General features: G+C 47.9%; 5 protein-coding genes. All 5 read right to left on the minus strand.

Annotated features, from left to right (window positions below; translation table 11 throughout):
* Positions 1 to 256 precede the first annotated feature (256 nt).
* Positions 257 to 16345, minus strand: coding sequence for an LPXTG cell wall anchor domain-containing protein (locus GSO_RS17410; protein ID WP_010489043.1), 16089 nt, complete (start codon positions 16343 to 16345; stop codon positions 257 to 259).
* A complete protein-coding gene (locus GSO_RS03470; RefSeq protein ID WP_010489046.1) occupies positions 16311 to 17159 on the minus strand; it encodes a KxYKxGKxW signal peptide domain-containing protein in 849 nt (282 codons plus the stop codon). The genes GSO_RS17410 and GSO_RS03470 overlap by 35 nt, the downstream gene beginning before the upstream one ends.
* 491 nt (positions 17160 to 17650) lie before the next feature.
* The gene (locus GSO_RS03475; protein WP_010489047.1) at positions 17651 to 18511 is read right to left on the minus strand and encodes a hypothetical protein; all 861 of its coding nucleotides are present in this window, start codon (positions 18509 to 18511) and stop codon (positions 17651 to 17653) included.
* The gene (locus GSO_RS03480; RefSeq protein WP_010489049.1) at positions 18501 to 19943 is read right to left on the minus strand and encodes a glycosyltransferase; all 1443 of its coding nucleotides are present in this window, start codon (positions 19941 to 19943) and stop codon (positions 18501 to 18503) included. Before GSO_RS03480 ends, GSO_RS03475 begins: the two co-directional genes overlap by 11 nt.
* A gap of 14 nt (positions 19944 to 19957) precedes the next feature.
* Positions 19958 to 20722: an accessory Sec system protein Asp3 gene (asp3, locus tag GSO_RS16205; protein ID WP_010489051.1), complete on the minus strand. Its 765-nt coding sequence runs from the start codon at positions 20720 to 20722 to the stop codon at positions 19958 to 19960.
* Positions 20723 to 20733 lie beyond the last annotated feature (11 nt).

The following is a 20733-nucleotide window of genomic DNA, read 5'->3' on the forward strand; positions in this document are numbered from 1 at the left end:
ATATCAAAATATTCAGTAACTTATTCGGCAGCTAACCACGTAAGCAAAAGCGAGTTTGGCTTGTGAGCTGTCTAAATAGCCGACGAATGACCATTTTGGCGCCGATATGCAGCCGACATGCAATGGTCACAGCATCAAAAAAATACGGATAGATCATCAAATGACCTACCCGTATTTCTTAACAACAATGAGAGTTCGAAACCCTGGCCATCTGCAGATTCATTCAAACGTTTTCGTCTGAATGTCTTTCAGATAGCTATCTTGCCCCATCATGCCGTTTCTTCTTCTTCAACGCCATCAATGCCGTGAGGGTCAAGAGCAACATGCCGATTGAGGCGACTGAACTTGAACCTGCATCATCGCTGGTTTGCGGTAATTGCTTATGCATACTTGGGTTATAAGCGCCGGAAACGCTGGTGCTCATACTACCACTTGTGCTTAAGCTGCCAGAAGTTGACGTGTTGGCACTTGAGCTCATACTCTCACTTCCGCTTGCACTCGAACTGTTGGAAGTTGAAGTACCTGAATTCGAGGCACTCGCAGAAGCTGAAGCACTGGAATTAGAAGCACTGGTACTCTGGCTCTCGCTTGCGCTGACACTTTCAGAAGTCGAAGTGCTTGCACTCGTTGAACCACTTGTAGATGGCAACTGCCGATGCGACTCAGATTCACTGACGGATGCCGAGACGCTTTGTTCAGCTGACGTCGAGATTGACTCAGAAGCCGATTGCGATGCAGATACAGACTCTGATGCCGATGCTGAATGTGATGCCGGTGCCGTTGAAATGCTTGCCGAGATTGAAGCACTTTGACTCATCGAGCTGCTTGTTGAAGCAGATGTCGAAGTTTGCTGTGATTCACTGGTCGAAGTACTTACCGATTCGCTAATCGAATAACTTGTTGACTGTGATGCTGAGTGACTATCCGACTCACTTGCGGATGCTGACTTGGAATCATGAGCCGACTTGCTATTAGATGTTGACTGCGAAGCACTGGTAGACTCCTTGGTTGAATCAGACTGCGAAGTGCTTGTTGAGGCACTTGCAGAAACTGATGCCGAAGTCCGCTGCGATTCGCTGCCAGTTGTCGAATTAGAAGCACTCTTGGATCGACTGTCGGAAGCTGACGTTGATCCGCTGGTTGACACGCTTGCTGATGTTGAAGCTGAAGCAGCTTGCGATTCGCTGGTCGAAGTCGACTCAGAATAGCTCGTTGAAGCACTGGTCGATGCCGTTGCACTATTTTCAGCAGATTCGCTTGCCGAAGTAGATGCAGAATGCTCTTGCGATTCACTGGTCGAGGTCGATACGGAAGCACTTGTCGACTTGGAAGGATTCGGCAGACTCGAAGCAGACTCAGACTTGCTTGTTGAAGTTGAAGTCGATGCCTCCTTTGAGCTGCTGGTCGATTCGCTTGCCGAACGGCTGCTGGATTCACTTGCGGATGTCGATTCTGACTCAGTTGTAGACTGATCATGCGCAGCGGATGTCGAAGCACTCGCCGATGCACTGGTCGACTCAGAAGCACTCGTGCTGGTTGAATCACTGGCTGAAATCGACTCAGCATCTCGTGCAGATGCACTGATCGATGTAGAAGCCGATGCACTGGTCGATTCACTAGTGGAGGTTGACGTGCTATCACTGCTTGACTCGTGACTGGATTCAGATTGTGAATCCCGTTGTGACTCACTTATCGAGGCTGATGTTGAAGCACGCTTTGAATCACTCGTGGAAGTCGATGCCGATGCTTGCTTGGATAGACTAGCAGACTGTGAGGCTGATGACTGCGAAGCAATTTGATCAGAAGTCGATGCCGAAGCACTCGTTGATTCACTTGCTGAAGTGGATGCCGACGTGCTAGTTGACGTATACGACGACTCAGAGGTTGACGCATTCGTCGAGGCACTGACCGACAAGCTCTCGGAAGCACTGGTCGAAGTACTCTCGGAAGTACTCTGAGAAAGACTTTCTGATGCTGATGCCGAAGCCGCATTTTGAGCAGATTCACTGGTCGATGCGGATGTCGAAGCACTAACCGAAGCACTGGTCATGGCCGATCCAGACTGGCTATCCGAAGTCGATGCGGATTCAGACTTAATGGTGCTGGTTGAAGCACTGTCAGAACTCGATTGTGAAGCCTGTCTGGATTCACTTGTCGAAGTCGATGCCGACTTAACCGTTGAATCACTGGCCGAAGTCGATGCAGAAGCCTGTTGCGAATCACTCATGGAAACAGATGCTGAGTCTTCTGCTGATTGACTTGCAGAAGTCGAAGCAGAATCGCTTGTCGATACGCTCGCTGACGCCGAGGTAGCATCTCGTTGCGATTCACTAATCGAACCGGATGTCGAGAAGCTGGTCGATTCACTCGTCGATTGTGACGTACTCGTGCTCTTCGACGTACTTGCTGAAACAGATTCAGACGTACGTTTGGAAGCACTGGTTGACGTCGAGGTTGAAGCACTGGTTGACTTCTCAGGATCCGTCGAACCTGAATTCGAAGTCGACTCGCTTTGCGATGTCGAGGTCGAGATTGAGGCACTACCGGACAGACTAGCCGATGTTGAAGTTGACTGGCTCTCCGATTGACTGGCCGATGCAGAAGCTGCACCAGTCTTTGATCCTGCCTCTGAACTAGACTGAGAAGCACTCGCGGACTCACTTGTGGAGGTTGACTGGCTGTCGCTTTCCGACCCGCTTACAGATGCGGATGTTGAATGACGCCCAGATTCACTCGTTGAAGTGGATGCCGATGCATGCTGCGATTCACTTGTTGATGTTGACACGCTTGTGCTGGTCGAGTTCTTCGAAGAATCAGATTGTGAAGCCTGATCCGATGCGCTTGTCGAGGCTGAGGTCGAAGCACTTGTTGAAATGCTTGCCTGTCCAGACTCTGACTGACGCTTGGAGGTGCTTGCCGATGCAGAACCCGACGTACTCAATGACTGACTCATCGAAGTGGACGTTGAAGCCTGTTGCGATCTGCTGGTAGATTCTGATTCAGATTGATGGGTCGATTCATATTGTGAACGACTGGTTGAATCTGAATTCGAAACACTGGCAGATGCTGAGGTTGAAGCGCTCTTCGATTCGCTTGTCGAAGTACTGATGGATTCACTTGTGGAATCGGAATGAGAAAGCGAACTCTGATCAGATTGACTTGTCGAAGCAGATGTCGAGGCACTTACCGATGCGCTGTCATCCTTTGATTCAGAACGACTGGTTGATGTCGAAACAGATTCTGACGTTGAGGTACTGGTTGAAGCACTGTCAGAACTTGACTGTGAAGCATGCCGCGATTCGCTCGTTGAAGTCGAAGCCGATTTAGTTGTTGACTGACTTGCGGAGGCAGACGCTGATGCATGCTCGGACTCACTTGTTGAAGTTGAAGCCGAAGCACTCGTTGACTCTGTCGTTGAAGTCGATGTCGAACCGCTAATGGATAGACTTGCTGAGGTAGATGCAGATGCCTCCTTCGATTCACTGGTAGATGTCGACTTCTCTGCACTATTCGATGCACTTGCAGAATCAGATGTTGAAACGCTAGTCGAATCACTGGCTGATGCCGAAGCAGAACCATGTTGTGACTCACTTGTCGAAACGGATTCAGAGAAGCTGGTTGATCCGCTCGTTGAAGTTGATGCGCTCATACTCTCGGACGTGCTTGCGGAAGTTGATGCAGAGGTACGTTGAGATTCACTTGTGGAAGTGGATTCCGATGCACTGGCTGACTGGCTAGGATTAGAGGAGTCAGACGTTGACTGCTTGGAACTTTGCGAAACCGAAATCGATGCGCTGATCGAGTCACTTGCTGATGTTGAAGTCGACTGGCTAGTTGAGGTGCTTGCTGATGTCGACTCAGATTCAGTCTTAGAACCTTGATCAGATGTCGATGTCGATGCGCGCTTGGACTCGCTAATCGACTGCGATGCGCTCTGACTCTGCGATTGACTGCTTGAATCAGACTTAGAAGTCTTCTCTGACTGACTCGTCGAAGTGGAAGTCGAAACACTGATCGAGCCGCTGGTTGAAGCAGAATCACTATTGTGTCTGGATTCACTCGCTGAAGTGGAAGCAGATCCATTAGCGGATTCGCTTGTCGAAGTGGAGTTCGAAGCACTTTGCGATTCACTGGTGGATTGCGAGGCGCTATTACTGTTCGAATCATGTGAAGACTTGGATTCAGAATTATGCTCAGATTCACTTGTTGAAGTGGACGTTGATGCACTGTCTGAATCATGGTGATCCTGAGACTCGGACTGCTGCTTGGATTCACTGACGGATGCTGACTTCGAAGTACTTAGTGATTGACTGGTTGAGCCAGACATTGAAGCACTCTGCGATTCATGAGTTGAGTCAGATGCCGATTGACGCTTAGATTCAGACGTCGACTGGCTCTTAGAAGAACTCGTGGAAGTTGAAGCAGATTCACTAGTAGATGTGCTGGTTGAATCAGACTTCGAGGCACTTACCGATTCAGAACCAGAGTTGCGCTTGGATTCACTTCTTGATGTCGAAGTGGAAGCACTCTTTGATTCCTCATGAGATGTCGAAGTTGAATCAGACCGCGATGTGCTTGCAGATGCAGATTCAGAACCACGTTTAGACTCACTCTTCGAATCAGATTCAGAGGCATGCTTGGATTCACTTGTTGAAGTCGAAGCAGATTGACTAGCAGAAGAACTGGTCGATTCAGATTGACTCGAATCACTACCACTTGCCATTGACTTGCTTGTGGAGATAGAAGCCGAATCACTAGCCGAATCAGACTTAGAAGCCCGAACCGATTCACTAGTCGAAGTTGAGCTCGAAGTACTCTTAGAATCACTTGCCGATGCACTTGCCGACTGACGATCAGAAACACTGGTCGAGCCAGATTGTGACGCCTGCTGCGATTCACTCGTTGAGGTGCTGGTCGAATCCTTGTCGGAAGCACTCGCCGATGACGATGCTGACGTACTCTCCGATTGACTAGTGGATACCGACTTCGAAGCACTATTCGACTCGCTTAACGATGTAGAAGCAGAACCACTAGTAGATGCACTTGCAGAAGTTGATGCAGAGGCATCTTTAGAGGTGCTGTTCGGGGTCGACTCACTTGCTGACGTCGAAGCCGATTGACTTGTTGATACACTTACCGAAACAGATGTCGATGCGCGGTCAGAATCACTGATCGAAGCAGATGTGGAAGCACTCATCGACTCACTTGCAATCGATGAACCAGAGTTGCTCTTAGATTTAGAAGCAGAATTCGATTGCGATTCGTGCTGCGATTCACTCTTAGAAACGGATTGAGATTCGCTAATTGAGTGACTCGCAGATGTTGAAATTGAACCGCTATCCGATTTACTTGCTGACTCGGAGCTTGACTGGGTTGCCGACTTGGACTTCGAAACTGACTCAGACCGACTACCGGAGACAGATTCGGACTTGCTCTCAGAGGATTGACTCTGTGAGGTCGATTCGGATTGACTCTTCGATGTTGAATCTGACTGGCTGGTCGATGTCTGCTTGGATTCACTGTAAGACTTCGAGGTTGAATCTGAGTGCGAGGTACTTACCGAATTCGATTCAGAGTGACGCGTTGACGTACTGTCCGATTCGGATGCGGAAGCACTGGTCGATTCGCGCTGAGAAGTTGATCTGGAGTCCGACTTCGAGGTGCTCGTTGACGCTGATTCAGAGTTTTGCTTCGATTCACTGGTCGAGTCTGACCTCGAATGCTTATCTGCTTCACTATCAGAAGTTGAAGCAGACTGGCTGGTCGAGGTGCTTACCGATGTGGATTGACTAGCAGTACTTTCACTGCCAGCACCCTTGCTTTCGGAAATCGAGGCTGAGTCGCTAGCCGAATCGGACTTGGATGCCCGATCAGACTGGCTCGTGGAAGCTGACTTGGAAGTATTCGTTGAATCACTTGCCGATACTGATGCCGACTGCCGTTCGGAATCACTGATTGACGCTGATTGTGAATCGCGTTCAGAAGCACTGGTGGAAGCTGCTTTCGAATCCTGACTTGATTCACTGGCTGATTGCGATTCAGAAGTACTGGTTGAAGTACTCATAGAACCAGAAGTCGAAGCATGATCAGACGTGCTGGTCGAAGCTGACTTCGAGCTGCTGTCAGACAAGCTGGCCGAAGCTGATTGTGAGCGTTCCTTAGAGATGCTCTCTGAGCCTTGATTTGAACGACTGGTTGATTCGCTTTGCGACATCGAAACTGACTTACTTGTCGAATCACTTGCCGACGTTGAGGCCGAAGCTGCGCCAGTTGTGCTCTTGGAAGCCGATGTCGAGGCACTTACCGATTCACTGGCATGTGCCGAAGCACTGGTAGAGATCGATTCAGACGTTGAATCAGAAGCTGAACCATTTTCTGACTTGTGCTTAGAAGTCGATTGCGACTCACTCTTGGATTGACTAGCAGATGTCGAAACTGACTGACTGCCAGACTTGCTTGCCGAATCAGAACTTGAATGAATTTCCGACTTGGATTTCGAAGTTGATTCGGAGTGGCTTGTCGAAGTTGAACCTGACTGACTGGTCGACGTCCGATTGGATTCGCTGTAAGACTTCGAGGTTGAATCAGATCGTGATGTGCTTACCGAATTCGATTCAGAATGACGTGTTGACGTACTGTCCGACTCGGATACTGAAGCACTGGTCGATTCGCGTTTAGAAGTTGATGTGGAATCCGACTTCGAAGTGCTCGTGGAAACTGACTCAGAGTTCTGCTTCGATTCGCTCTTTGAAGAGGACGTTGAAGCTTGCTTTGATTCACTCGTTGAAGTCGACGTTGATTGACTAGCCGATGTGCTGGTCGATTCAGATTGACTCGAATCACTGCCGCTCTCCATTGACCGACTGGTTGACTTCGAAGCCGAGGTGCTGGCGGAATCAGACTTGGAAGCCTGATCGGAACGGCTAGTTGAATCCGACTTGGAAGTGCTGGTCGAGTCTTTAGCTGAGGCAGAAGCTGAATTGCGCTCAGAGTCACTCGTTGAAGCCGACTGTGACGTCCGCGCTGACTCACTGGTGGAAGCACTTTGTGAGTCATGTTTGGAAGCACTGGCTGAGTTCGAAGCAGAAGTGCTCTCCGAATGACTCATAGAAGTGGATGCCGAAGTATGATCCGAAGCACTGGTGGAAGCTGAATCGGACGTGCTGGTCGATAGACTTGCCGAAGTGGACTCGGAAGTATCCTTGCTGGTGCTGCCGGAGCCTTCCTTCGACCGACTCGTTGACTCACTGGTCGACTGCGATTGCGACTTACTCGTGGACGCCGAAGCTGAGGCTGAAGTTGAAGCCTGTTCAGACTCGCTAGTCGATGTTGAATTCGATTCACTGACAGAAGCACTCGCGTTGTTAGAAGTCGACTGCTTTTCAGAAGTTGAAGTTGACGTCGATACCGAGTTTTGCTTGGAATGGCTGTTCGAAGCCGATTGTGATTCACTCATCGACTGACTGGTAGAAGTCGAAACAGATTGACTGGTCGACTTACTTGCTGATTCAGAACTTGACTGAGTCGCTGACTTGGACTTCGAAGTTGATTCAGACTGACTGCCGGAGACAGATTCAGATTTGCTCTCAGAAGCTTGACTTTGTGAGGTTGATTCGGATTGACTCTTGGAAGTTGAATCCGACTGGCTTGTGGAGGTCCGCTTGGATTCACTGTAAGACTTCGAGGTTGAATCTGAGTGCGAGGTACTTACCGAATTCGATTCAGAGTGATGCGTTGAGGTACTGTCTGATTCGGACGCGGAAGCACTGGTCGACTCGCGCTTAGAAGTTGATGTGGAATCCGACTTCGAGGTGCTTGTTGAAGCCGACGTTGACGCCTGCTTCGATTCGCTAGTGGATGTCGACTTAGAGTTCTTGTTCTCTTCACTGTCTGAAGTTGAAGCAGATTGGCTGGTCGAGGTACTTACCGACGTGGATTGACTAGCGGTGCTTTCACTGCCAGCACCCTTGCTTTCCGAAATCGAGGCTGAGTCGCTAGCCGAATCGGACTTGGATGCCCGATCAGACTGACTCGTTGACGCTGACTTGGAAGCATTCGTTGAATCACTCGCCGATACCGATGCCGAATTGCGTTCGGAATCACTTATTGAAGCTGATTGCGAATCACGTTCAGAAGCACTAGTGGAAGCTGCTTTTGAATCCTGACTTGATTCACTGGCTGATCGTGATTCAGAAGTACTGGTTGAAGTACTTAAGGAACCTGAAGTCGAAGCATGATCAGACGCGCTGGTCGAAGCTGACTTGGAGCTACTGTCAGATAGGCTGGCTGAAGCTGATTGTGAGCGTTCCTTAGAGATGCTTTCTGAACTTTGATTTGAGCGACTAGTCGATTCGCTCCGTGAGTTTGAAATTGACTTGCTTGTTGAATCACTCGCCGACGTTGATGCCGAAGCTGCGCCAGTTGTGCTCTTGGAAGCGGATGTCGAAGCACTTACCGATTCACTGGTATGTGCCGAGGCACTGGTAGAAATTGACTCCGAAACTGAATCGGAAGCCGAGCCATTATCTGACTTGTGCTTAGAAGTCGATTGTGACTCACTCTTGGACTGACTAGTTGATGTCGAAGTCGACTGACTAGCTGACTTGCTTGCCGAGTCAGAACTTGAATGAATTTCCGACTTGGACTTCGAAGTTGATTCTGAGTGACTGGTCGAAGTAGAGCCTGATTGACTCGTTGAAGTCTGATTAGACTCGCTGTAAGACTTCGAGGTTGAGTCAGACTGCGATGTGCTTACCGAATTCGATTCAGAGTGACGTGTTGACGTACTGTCTGACTCGGATACTGAAGCACTGGTCGATTCGCGCTTAGAAGTTGATGTGGAATCCGACTTCGAGGTGCTCGTGGAAGCTGACGTTGAAGCTTGCTTCGATTCGCTAGTAGATGTCGACTTGGAGTTCTTATTTTCTTCACTATCTGAAGTTGAAGCAGATTGACTGGTCGACGTGCTTACCGAAGTCGACTGACTAGCTGTGCTTTCACTGCCAGCACCTTTGCTTTCAGAAGTAGAAGTCGAATCACTGGCTGAATCAGACTTGGATGCCCGATCAGACTGGCTGGTTGATGCTGACTTGGAAGCATTCGTTGAATCACTTGCCGATACTGATGCCGAATTGCGTTCGGAATCACTCGTCGAAGCCGAGTGTGATGTCCGCGCTGATTCGCTGGTCGAAGCACTTTGTGAGTCATGCTTGGAAGCACTCGCTGAGTTCGAAGCTGAAGTGCTCTCCGAAATGCTCATCGATGTGGATGCCGAAGCATGATCTGAAGCACTAGTGGAAGCTGAATCAGAGGTGCTGGTTGACAGACTTGCCGAAGTGGATTCAGAAGTATCCTTGCTGGTACTCCCAGAGCCCTCCTTTGACCGACTGGTTGATTCACTGGTCGAATCTGACTGCGACTTGCTCATCGAGGTTGAAGCTGATGCGGAAGTTGACGCCTGTTCGGACTCGCTCGTCGAAGTCGAGTTCGATTCACTGACTGAAGCACTCTGATTGTCAGAAGTTGACTGCTCTTCAGATGCTGAATTCGAAGCCGATACCGAGTTTTGCTTGGAGCTACTATTCCAGCTCGACTTTGATTCACTGATAGACTGACTGGTCGAAGTCGAAGTAGATTGATTGTCTGACTTGCTTGCCGAATCAGAGCTTGAGTGAATCTCTGACTTGGACTTCGAAGTCGATTCGGAGTGGCTCGTCGAGGTTGAACCGGACTGACTGGTAGACGTCTGCTTGGACTCACTGTATGACTTCGAGGTTGAATCAGATTGCGATGTGCTTACCGAATTCGATTCAGAGTGACGTGTTGACGTACTGTCTGACTCGGATGTTGAAGCACTGGCCGATTCGCGCTTAGAAGTTGATGTGGAATCCGACTGCGAGGTGCTCGTGGAAGCTGACGTTGAAGCTTGCTTCGATTCGCTAGTAGATGTCGACTTGGAGTTCTTATTTTCTTCACTATCTGAAGTTGAAGCAGATTGACTGGTCGAAGTGCTTACCGATGTGGATTGACTAGCAGTACTTTCACTGCCAGCACCCTTGCTTTCGGAAGTCGAGGTCGAGTCGCTAGCTGAATCGGACTTGGATGCCCGATCAGACTGGCTGGTTGAAGCTGACTTCGATGCACTGGTGGAGTCATTAGCCGATGCGGAAGCCGAATTGCGTTCGGAATCGCTGGTCGAAACTGACTGTGATGTCTGAGATGAAGCACTGGTCGAAGCACTTTGTGAGTCATGCTTGGAAGCACTCGCTGAGTTCGAAGCAGAAGCACTCTCCGAAACACTCATTGAAGTGGATGCCGAAGCATGGTCTGAAGCACTGGTCGAAGCTGAATCAGACGTGCTGGTCGACAGACTTGCCAAAGTAGACTCGGAAGTATCCTTGCTGGTGCTGCCGGAGCCTTCCTTTGACCGACTCGTTGATTCACTGGTCGACTGTGACTGTGATTTACTTGTCGATGCTGAAGCTGAGGCTGAAGTTGACGCCTGTTCGGACTCGCTAGTCGATGTTGAATTCGATTCACTGACTGAGGCGTTGTCGTCATCAGAACTCGACTGTTTTTCAGAAGCAGAAGTCGAAGCAGATACCGAGTTTTGCTTGGAGTCACCGTTCGAAGTCGACTGTGATTCACTCGCCGACTGGCTGGTAGAAGTCGAAGCAGATTGATTACCTGACTTGCTTGCCGAATCAGAGCTTGAGTGAATCTCTGACTTGGACTTCGAAGTCGATTCGGAGTAACTCGTTGAGGTTGAATCTGATTGACTCGTTGATGTCCGCTTTGAGTCGCTGGTCGACTTCGAGGCAGAATCCGATTGTGATGTGCTTACCGAATTCGATTCAGATTGCCGCGCTGACGTGCTATCTGCTGTGGATGTTGAAGCACTGGTCGATTCGCGCTTAGAAATTGATGTGGAATCCGATTTCGAAGTGCTCGTTGAACTAGACGTTGAAGCCTGCTTCGACTCACTTATCGAAGCTGAGTTGGACGCCTTTTTAGATTCACTGTCGGAGGTAGAAGCAGAATCACTGGTCGAAGTGCTTACCGAAGTTGACTGACTAGCGGTGCTTTCACTGCCGGCACCTTTGCTCTCGGAAGTCGAGGTCGAATCGCTGGCTGAATCGGACTTAGATGCCCGATCAGACTGGCTTGTAGACTCTGACTTCGATGCACTGGTGGAATCATTTGCTGACGCAGAAGTTGAATCGCGGTCAGAATTACTGGTTGAAGCTGACTGTGACGTCTGCGTTGAAGCACTCGTCGAAGTACTCTTTGAATCACGCTTGGAATCACTTGCCGACTGTGATGCCGAAGTGCTCTCAGAAACACTCAGTGATGTGGATGCCGAAGCATGGTCTGAAGCACTGGTGGAAGCTGAATCCGACGTGCTAGTTGACAGGCTTGCCGAAGTGGATGCGGAAGTATCTTTGTTGGTGCTGCCAGAGCCTTCTTTTGATCGACTGGTTGATTCACTCGTCGAATCTGCCTTCGACTTACTTGTCGAGGTTGAAGCTGAGGCCGAAGTCGAAGCCTGTTCGGACTCACTGATCGAAGTTGAATTCGACTCACTGACCGATGCCTTCTTATTGTCAGAAGTCGATTGCTCTTCAGAATAAGATGCCGAAATGGATGTCGAATTTTGCTTAGAATTGCTCGTCCAACTAGACTGCGACTCACTGGTCGAAGCCTTGGTAGAGGTCGAAGCAGATTGACTGGCCGAATTGCTTGCCGAGTCAGAGTTCGATTTAATTTCCGACTTAGATTTAGACGTTGATTCAGAATAGCTCGTTGACATCGACTCAGATTTCACACTGCTATCTGAGGTTGATACCGATTCTGACTGTGATTTACTTGTCGAATCAGAAATACTTGCCGAAGCAGAATTTGATTCACGAGTTGACGTCGATGCGGAAAGTGATGTTGATGTTGATGCAGACTTAGACTCGTCACGACGCTCTGACAAACTCTTAGATGCCGAAGTTGAAGCGCTAACTGATCCGCTTTCGGAAGCTGTCTTTGACTTATCTGCCGAATTAGATGTGGCATCACGCTGAGAATCGCTTGTCGAAACAGATTCAGAGCTCCGTGTTGATTCACTCGTCGAAACTGAAACCGATGTACTTGCAGACGTGCTTGCCGACTGCGAAATGCTTGCACCGCTGTTGTTACCGTTGCGCGAGTCGCTTTCTGAAGCAGAGAGACTCTCACTTACAGAGTTGGAATCAGACTTAACATCCGATTCACTCGTGGAACCAGAAGCTGAAGCCGAGATCGAAACGCTGGCTGATGTTGAAGCCGACTTACGATCAGAGCCACTTGCAATTGACGACGTGCTTTCATATTGTGATTCACTTGTTGAAGCACTGGTTGAATCTTTGTCAGAGGTACTTGCCGATTCAGAAGCAGAAACACTGCCTGACAAACTAGCCGATTCGGACTGAGATGCCCGGTTCGACTCACTTGATGATTTGGAAGTTGACATACTCGTCGAGTGACTTGCTGAATCCGATTCAGAAACATCTTTTGAGGTGCTCTTTGTCGTGGATTCCTTTGCAGATGTCGACGCCGATAGACTCGTCGAAGTGCTTGCCGAGTTTGAGGTAGCTGCCCGACTCGACTCACTCATTGAGACTGAAGTCGACTCACTGGTTGATTGGCTCGATTGAGCAGACTCCGACTGTTTCTTCGAATCTGAAGCAGAAACAGATTCTGACTGGATCTTAGATGTGCTTTGCGAAATTGAATTAGATTCCGTTGCTGACTCACTGGCGGACAAGGAAGCAGACGTACTTGTCGAGGTGCTTGCAGAAGCAGAAGTCGAAGTTCGTTCAGAGTCAGACATTGAAGTAGATTCTGAAGCACTTTCTGATTGCTTAGAATAGTCCGGTGCTGAATAAACGTTGAAACTGTCAGTAAATTGTTTCTTGTCTGACTGCCGAGTGAAGACTAACGTGCCGGCATTTTTATGCATGCCTTCTGATTGAAGGGTCTTCTGAGCATCATCGGACCAATCAATCGTAAAGGTACCAACGCCGTCAATCGTCCCAGTGCCGTCATTATTCCAGGTAACCTGATCAGCCGTGTAAACAACGCCATTAACAACAACGGCATCAAAGGCGTCCTTTGCAGTTGGAAGGTCATGACCAATGGTGTAGCCAATATTCTTCTTACTATCGACTTGCGCATCTGTGGAAGCATTAGTGGTCGAATAGACGTTTAACGCACCTGCTGCGGTGTATTTATCGGATAACGTTACCTCAACATTAGCCGCATTCGAATGCAATCCAGCCGTTTCAATAGCATCTTCAGCACCCTTAGCCCATGCCAAGGTAACTGTGATGGTCTTGCCATCCTTAGTGGTAATGGTACCGGTGTTACCATCACTACTCCACTTGATGTCATCGGTCGTATACTTCGTGCCGTCAACTTCAATGTAGGCACCGGATCCATTCATAGCCTCTTTAGCAGTAGGCTTGTCGCCACCAATAACATAAACAACCGTACGATTATTGTTGACAGTCACATCGTGCTTCGCTGACGAACTGATGACGTTCACAGCATCTTTAGCAACTGTGCCATCCTGCAATGTCAGCTGAAGATCAGCGGCATCGGTATATGTCCCAGCAGTTTGCAAATCATCTTTGCTCTTATTCCAGTTCAGGGTGATGGTACCAACGCCATCAATCGTGCCCTTGCTACCGTCAGCATTCCACTTAACCTGGCTGGCGTCGTACTTAACACCGTTGACAACAATGTAATCATAAAGGTCTTTAGCTGTCGGGAGGTCGTCGCCAATAATGTAGTTAACGTTCTTCTTGCTGGTAACAGCAACTTGTTTGGTGATGCTATAAGTGAACTTCTGTGGTAGTAAATCAAGGGCGGAATCAGGCACCTCAAATGAAGTGCCGTCATATTTAAGCTGATTTTTAATCCAACTTAAGACTGCATCTGCACCATTTTGATTGAGTTGAACCGTCCACTTACCTTCGTCACCGGTATAGGCAAAGTTGAAGTATGCGTGCATATCCCCGGCAAATCCGGAAATAGACGAGAATTTGAGTGACTGGGTCGTCGTGTTCGTGCCATCATTCCAAGTAATCGTGATGGTTGGATCAATATCAGGATAATTTAAAAGTTCACCGTTGTACTGACGCGAATCAGTTGGGTTGGTAATGCTGATGTTATCAATGCTGGCGCCTTTGTGATAGGTAAACGTAATTTGACCAGTTTTGCCTGTAAAGGTGTTGGCAGCATTTACTGGTTCAGGAATCCAGCCTTTGACAGCTGGTGCACCAATGTTGGTTAATTGGTCAGTCGGTGCCCAAACCGTATAAGTCTTGGCATCAGGAAAACCAGTTTCGCCAGATTTTGCCTGCAACGTAACGGTGACTTCGGTCAAAATTGACTGATAGCCATCAGTGAAGGCTTGGCCTGCTGCTGGTGCGTCTTTATTAATAGCACTTGCTACCGTGGTATAAATCGAGGCGGTTGTATCGTCTTTGGCACTGTAATCCTGGCCATCAACCGTGATCTTTCCGGCGTCAGATGCATCCGGCACAGGCATCGCTGGGTTCGCAGCAATTTCCTCATGTGCTTTTGCCAACCCGGCTGCAAAGGCATTATTCGCCCGGATCGCTTCTACTTGATATGCATAGGAATAATATGGCCGGGCGAAGTTGGTCAAATCATCGACCAACGGTGTCAAGGTCGAGCTTAAAATGCTCTTCTGCGCTGTAAACTCAGTCGGTGTCGGCTTGGTAGGATCAACGTTACCGTCTTTTTGTGAATGAGACTGGATATCGGCATTGGCTTGGCCTTGATACATGGCGTCACGTAAGAACTGATAAGTCCTGGTGTAATCATTAGCTTCGAGTGTTGTCGCTGTACCGCCGCCACCATTGAGTGCAGGATCACCTACTGGTTCAAAATTAAGATCCGCATCTTTTTGCCGTTGTGCTAGTTGTGCATCCGTATATGTTGGATCGGTTCTAAAGTCGTACAGTGCTTTAGCAACCGCTTGATATTCTTTGGAGTAGATCTGTTGGATCATCTCGCGGGCGCCTTCAGCGCTGCGAGCATAATTCTTGAGACCGGACGCCGTGTTTTGTGCATTATCCGTCTTCAGTAGAGCTTTGTCAGCGTCGGAGACATTCAATGAATCAATTAGTTCGTCAATGTTGTCAGCTGGACTACCACTCCAAGCATCCGAAGCTGCTTTTTGAAGCAAAGGCGTGAAGACTTTCATGGCCCATGCATAAGCAGCGGCTTGGGTCGTGTCACTTAAATTGGCCTGATTACTATTAGTGACAGCGGCTGGATTATTAACGTCATAGCCAGTGGCCTTATACGTATTTGAGCCGTCATCATAGATACCATTGTTCATCAGGTTCTGCAGGGCTTTATACTCACCAGTTGCCCAGTTGTTCATGATAGCTTGTTGAGCAACGGTTTTAATCGAATCATAAATACGCTGCATGAGGCTACTTTGAATAACCCCATCCAGGCCGACCATTTTAAGAAAAGTCTGAATGTTGCCGTTCAAACTAACGGCATCGGTAAAGTTGTCAGGGGCATAGTCAACCTTGCCATCTGCACCCATTTTGGCATTGCCGATTGACCGAATATCAGACAATGCCTGATGAGCGATCCCGTTGATGATATAAGGGGCAACCAGACCAACTAAGTTATTGAGGTAACCAACAGTTGTATTGACATTTGATGCCGCAACACTTGAATCAGTATATACTTGCAGTACCTTTGGAACGTTATAGTTATTCCAAAATGAATTCCAGATAAAGCTTAGTCCATTTGAGATAACGCCGCCCAGTGAGGAACCACTTAAGTCCCCTGAACGATAAGTAGTGTTGTTGATTAAGGAATTGGCTGCATCAGGATTTGTCGATTGATTCTTAACAGCGGACAAATCATCCAAAATACCTTGTGCATATGAACGCAGATAAGTGACATAACCAGCGTTGAAAGAAGGCAATGAGCTGTTGACGGCATAAAAGTAACCAGTACCGCTTAAGTCTGTGATGCTATTAGCACCAGGCCAACGACTGCTATTGTTACGATTATCCGGCTTCCAAATGGGATCATAAGCATTGGTGCCAGTCTTGTTGTCAGTGATTGTCGTGTTCGTATAGAGTTTAGGATTTTTAATATAGGCATCAATTAAAGCTGCCAGCTGATTAACGGCGCCTCTAACGTTACCAATATTTAAAATCCCGAGTCCCTTGAGGTTAATATTACTAATAATGGACTTAAGATCAGACTCAGCAGCAGATTCACCACTCTTAAAATCTTTTTTGATCCGTAATGGTGAATTCACTATCAGCAGCTGCCGTCTTGGCCTGCGCCATCATAGCAGTGAGTTTGTTAATATCAGTTGTTGCTAGCTCACCAGTCTTGGCAGCTAAGTCGCTTAACGATTGCTCGGAAATGCTGAGTGACGTGCTCTGAGAAGCACTCAAAGATTGGCTTTCAGAGGTGCTGGTGCTCTGTTTGCCTGTTGTGCTTTCAGATGAACTGGTTGAAGCCTGCTTTGAGGGGTTCGTGCTCGTCGAGGTACTTTCAGATACGCTAACCGATGTTTCCTTCGAAGCTGGCTGATTCGAGGTACTCTCTGACTTTTTCTGGCTTTCTGATTGTGTGGTCTTATTGCTTTGCGATTCAGTGGTGGAACCACTCTTCGCTGCGCTTTCAGACTTGGAAATGGATTCACTTACTGACGCGCTGGCCGCACTAATAGAGCTGCTGGTTGAAGTGCTCTGGCTATTCTTGCTTGAGTCAGAAGTGCTCTTTGAATCGCTAGCACTAACCGACTGCGACGCCGAGACGCTCTCGGACGTACTGGTTGAAGTGCTTTCCGAAGTTGATTGCGATGTCGTATTGGAACTCGCAGGAATGGTCGCTTGATTTTGAGTCGCCAGCACATCCTGTTTTCCGGCCTCTTTGCCGACACCAGCCGTGTTCGTTGTACTTGCGTGCACCGGCGAACTAGCGACGGCCCCCATACCAAATAAGCCGCTTAATGTGGCGATACCGGCAACCAACCATTGCTTGCCGGCTTTATACATTCTAAAACGGCTTTTACTGTTCGTTTCAAAAAGCCGCTTCTGTCTTTGAGGATTTAATCTACTCATTAATCGCCCATTCCCTCCTGATTCATCATTCTTAGGTTATTCCTTCATGATTTCAGTATACGTTCGTAGTGTAACATATAATTTTTCAAAATAACGATTTTTATTTAAATTAATATCAATATTTTAATTGATGCGACGTTATTCAAAATTGCCGATGTCAGTCACAGCGACTGACCTATCAACACCTTAAAGATGGCGACACTAAGGAACTTCAAATTTAAAAAATGTAACCGCTTTCTTGAAACGGCGCTTTTACGCCTAAAAATCGCACATAAGACTCCTTTTAGATATACTTCTGCCGTTAAAGGGGTTAACAAATGTCTGCCAATCCTGCTTCTTCGCTTCTATGCATTCGTGACAAGGACCTGTTTTTAATCCTCAGCAATAGCTCATGATAATATTTTGCGCAACAAAAAGACGCTTAGATCGTTTTTTGATCTGAGCGCCTAGGTTGTGAATTGACCGATCTCAAAGATTCTTTTTTAGCAATGTTACCTAGCTTCCGTGACCACTTTAGCTTTGTCTAATGGCACATCTCTCAGTGCCAATGCGTTATAACTTGCCTGATCCATTTGTACCTCGTGAATATAAGCAATTTCGTTGGTCAAAATGGCCATTAAATTGCCGCGCACTTCGGAATTCTCATCAAAAGGCGATTCCGACAGTCTTAAAACGTTGTGCGACTTGGCATGTCGCAGTGCCGTCATTTCCAGACCCATATAGCGCGTTATGGCCGTGTCCTCCGGTTTCAAAAAGCGCGCAATCTCACCTTCTCTGAAAGCCTCGATATCGTCATAACGCCGCAGTTCATGGCCGCTAAAAGGATCCTCAACTGTGATAAGGTTGATTGCACCTTCATAGAAAAATTCGCGAATCACGACTTTCCCATCGCGATTTAAGAACTGAATCTCCTGAATATCATCATTATAGTAAAAAAGATTGCTGTAATGATTGCCGTCGAACGAATATTCCTCAATCAAGTCCTTAGTGCCATCTAAGTACTGGTAGCGCAACTCCTTGACTGCCCGGCGTGTACCGGCATAGGTCACCATCGAGCCAATCGTCTCTCCTTCGCTGATAAGCGAAATGGTGCCACCTTCGTTCATGTAAACCGCCGTGCCCTCAGGAACCGGCGCCTTGTCAAAAAACATATACTTGTGATCGATATAGCGCCGTTGGGTAATCGTATCAATTAAATCCACGCCTTGGAGGTGTTCATCTTTTAAGAACCCATAGAAACCGGGCAACGGGCCCAAAACTAACAGTTGCGTGTTAGTTTGTTTTAACCACGCCTTGTGGTCATCCCAGCCAGGTTGGCCGGCTTCCAGCTGATTGACAATTTCATAGTTCATCAAGCATCTTCCTCCATTCCCCTGCAATCCGGTGATCCTGAAAGTCTGCGACCGAGTTGAACGTCTGACCGCACAGTTTCTGGTAATCTGCCGCCTTCAAACGTTTTAGACCCGTCACCATTTGATCGACATTGTACTGGGTATCATCCCGCTTGAAGTCCTGCAAAAAGCCGTTGACATTATCCTTGATTAACTCCATGGCACCAAAACGCGCCTTGTAAGTCACGACTGGCAAGCCAGCATTCAGCGCCTCAATGTACGTCAAACCAAACCCTTCAGAGAATGAGGCTGACACAAATGCGTCGTATTTAGGATAAAGCTTATCCAGCTGATTGGTCTGGCCTTTCATCTTAACATAATCACCGGCATGTAGCTTATCAATCAACTGGTTCAGCTTCATCTCTTCACCGCCACCGCCATAAATGTCGAGTGTGTAGTGAACGCCGTCTTTGTTCAAAGCAGCAACTGCTCGAATGATTAAATCAATGTGTTTTTCAGAAGCAAGCCGAGACGCCGTGATTAGGCGAATCGGATCACCCAAGGCTGTTTTAACCGGTGCTGTCTTCTGATCACGCACACCGCCAACCGGAATCGCGACAAACTTTTTCGCATACTGAGGAAAATCACGGATGAGATCCTCGCGCTGCAATTTGGTTGCGACTACCACGCTGTCGACTCGATTCAGCCGAGTTAATAAGTACTCGTAATGGTTGTTCCACAACGGGTTCTCTGGGTCATCCCGGTCAGATAAATGATCAGCATGAACGATATTGACAATGTGACTGCCAACTGGGCGGTGATAGTCGATCGCCATTTCAACCCCTTCACCACGATCAATAATGAAGGTGCTGTTACGTCCAAAGAAATCGTTAAGCTTATTCATGAAATAACGAATCATCAACACTTCATTGGCGAAGAAAAGATGCTGACCGTTTTGGTTATAAAGGTGGATGTCTTTCATCAACATACCGCGATGCTGATCGTCAACGTAAGAGAACATCACCCGTTTTTCGCCAGTGCGCTGGTTGAAGATTTCGGTGCGCCCGGTACTGACGAGCAGGACGTTACTCTTTTTGTGTTTATCGGGATACTTAACCAAGTGATTGACGATCCTTAGGCCACCACTTGTGATGTACTCCTGAATCCGATATGTATTCGTCCCATCGATCAAAGTATGATCCTTCGGGGTGATCAAATCTTCAATGCCATGACGCAGATAATCGTCACCAAATGTAAAATATTCCCAAATATTAATCATTTTGCGATTTTTAATCTGCCATTTTGCCATTGCCTCGCGTAGTTCGCGCACCACGTCCAACATGACAAACCGGTAGTCGATGCCTAACCGGTCAAATAACTTGGCGCGGTAGAATTCGGCATGTTCGACACCTGAATTGCCAATGCCCATGGCCCGATTCATGAAAAAAATCATTTACCTTTACCCCTTCACTTTTCAATTTTTTTGGAAAATGCCGCTCGTAATGCCTGCCGCAAGTGACCGAGATGCCGGCCAACCTGGTATGCAACGGTTAACGATCCAAATGCCGGATCGAATTCAGCTTTTAAAAATGCTGCCGTCTCTTGGCACCACTGCGGATCAAGCAATTGTTTCGCAGTGGCAGCGACCACAAAGATCGTTTGCGCTGCTGGCGGCAACCATAACGGCTTGGTCAGGCTGCTGCGCTCTGTTATCCCCAAAACTTGCGATTGATCGGTTTGCTTCCGTGCACGAAAGGTCACCAACGCATGGTTTAAATCCACCGCTATATCAAAATGGTTATAAACAGATACTGGGATAATCATACCATAATGAAAAACGACCTGTTCATGGCGCATATTTTTTAAGCGAATTTCATATGCAGTCGCTGTAAGTGGAAAAGTAAAGGTCCCTTTGCCGTCCTCGAAAACTTCCGATCCGACTTCCAACCCGGAAGCGTCAGTGAAGACAATCTGACAGAAGACACTGTCCTCCTTCACTTCCCAGTTGAGAACCAGCGCATAAGTTTCTCCAGGCGTCAAAATCGGCAATTCTGCCAGTTGTAGATTATGTTCAAAGTCTTTGGTGGTCGTCCACGCGTGGATCGTTTTACCCGGCGGCATCATGGGCGCTTCAAACTGCACGGTACCATCTGCCAAATAATTCACTTGGGCACCATAATTAAAGGTCGTATCCAGCATCCGGCGCCAGAAAAACAAATAAGCAGTCTCCATCATTGCCTCTT

This window comes from Lacticaseibacillus zeae DSM 20178 = KCTC 3804 (assembly GCF_000260435.1).
Taxonomy (GTDB): Bacteria; Bacillota; Bacilli; order Lactobacillales; family Lactobacillaceae; genus Lacticaseibacillus; species Lacticaseibacillus zeae.

Excerpts from the sequence above, each read along its gene's own strand:
- GSO_RS03470 (WP_010489046.1), bottom strand. The coding sequence starts at position 17,159 with ATGAGTAGATTAAATCCTCAAAGACAGAAGCGGCTTTTTGAAACGAAC.
- GSO_RS03475 (WP_010489047.1), bottom strand. The coding sequence starts at position 18,511 with ATGAACTATGAAATTGTCAATCAGCTGGAAGCCGGCCAACCTGGCTGG.
- GSO_RS03480 (WP_010489049.1), bottom strand. The coding sequence starts at position 19,943 with ATGATTTTTTTCATGAATCGGGCCATGGGCATTGGCAATTCAGGTGTC.
- asp3 (WP_010489051.1), bottom strand. The coding sequence starts at position 20,722 with ATGGAGACTGCTTATTTGTTTTTCTGGCGCCGGATGCTGGATACGACC.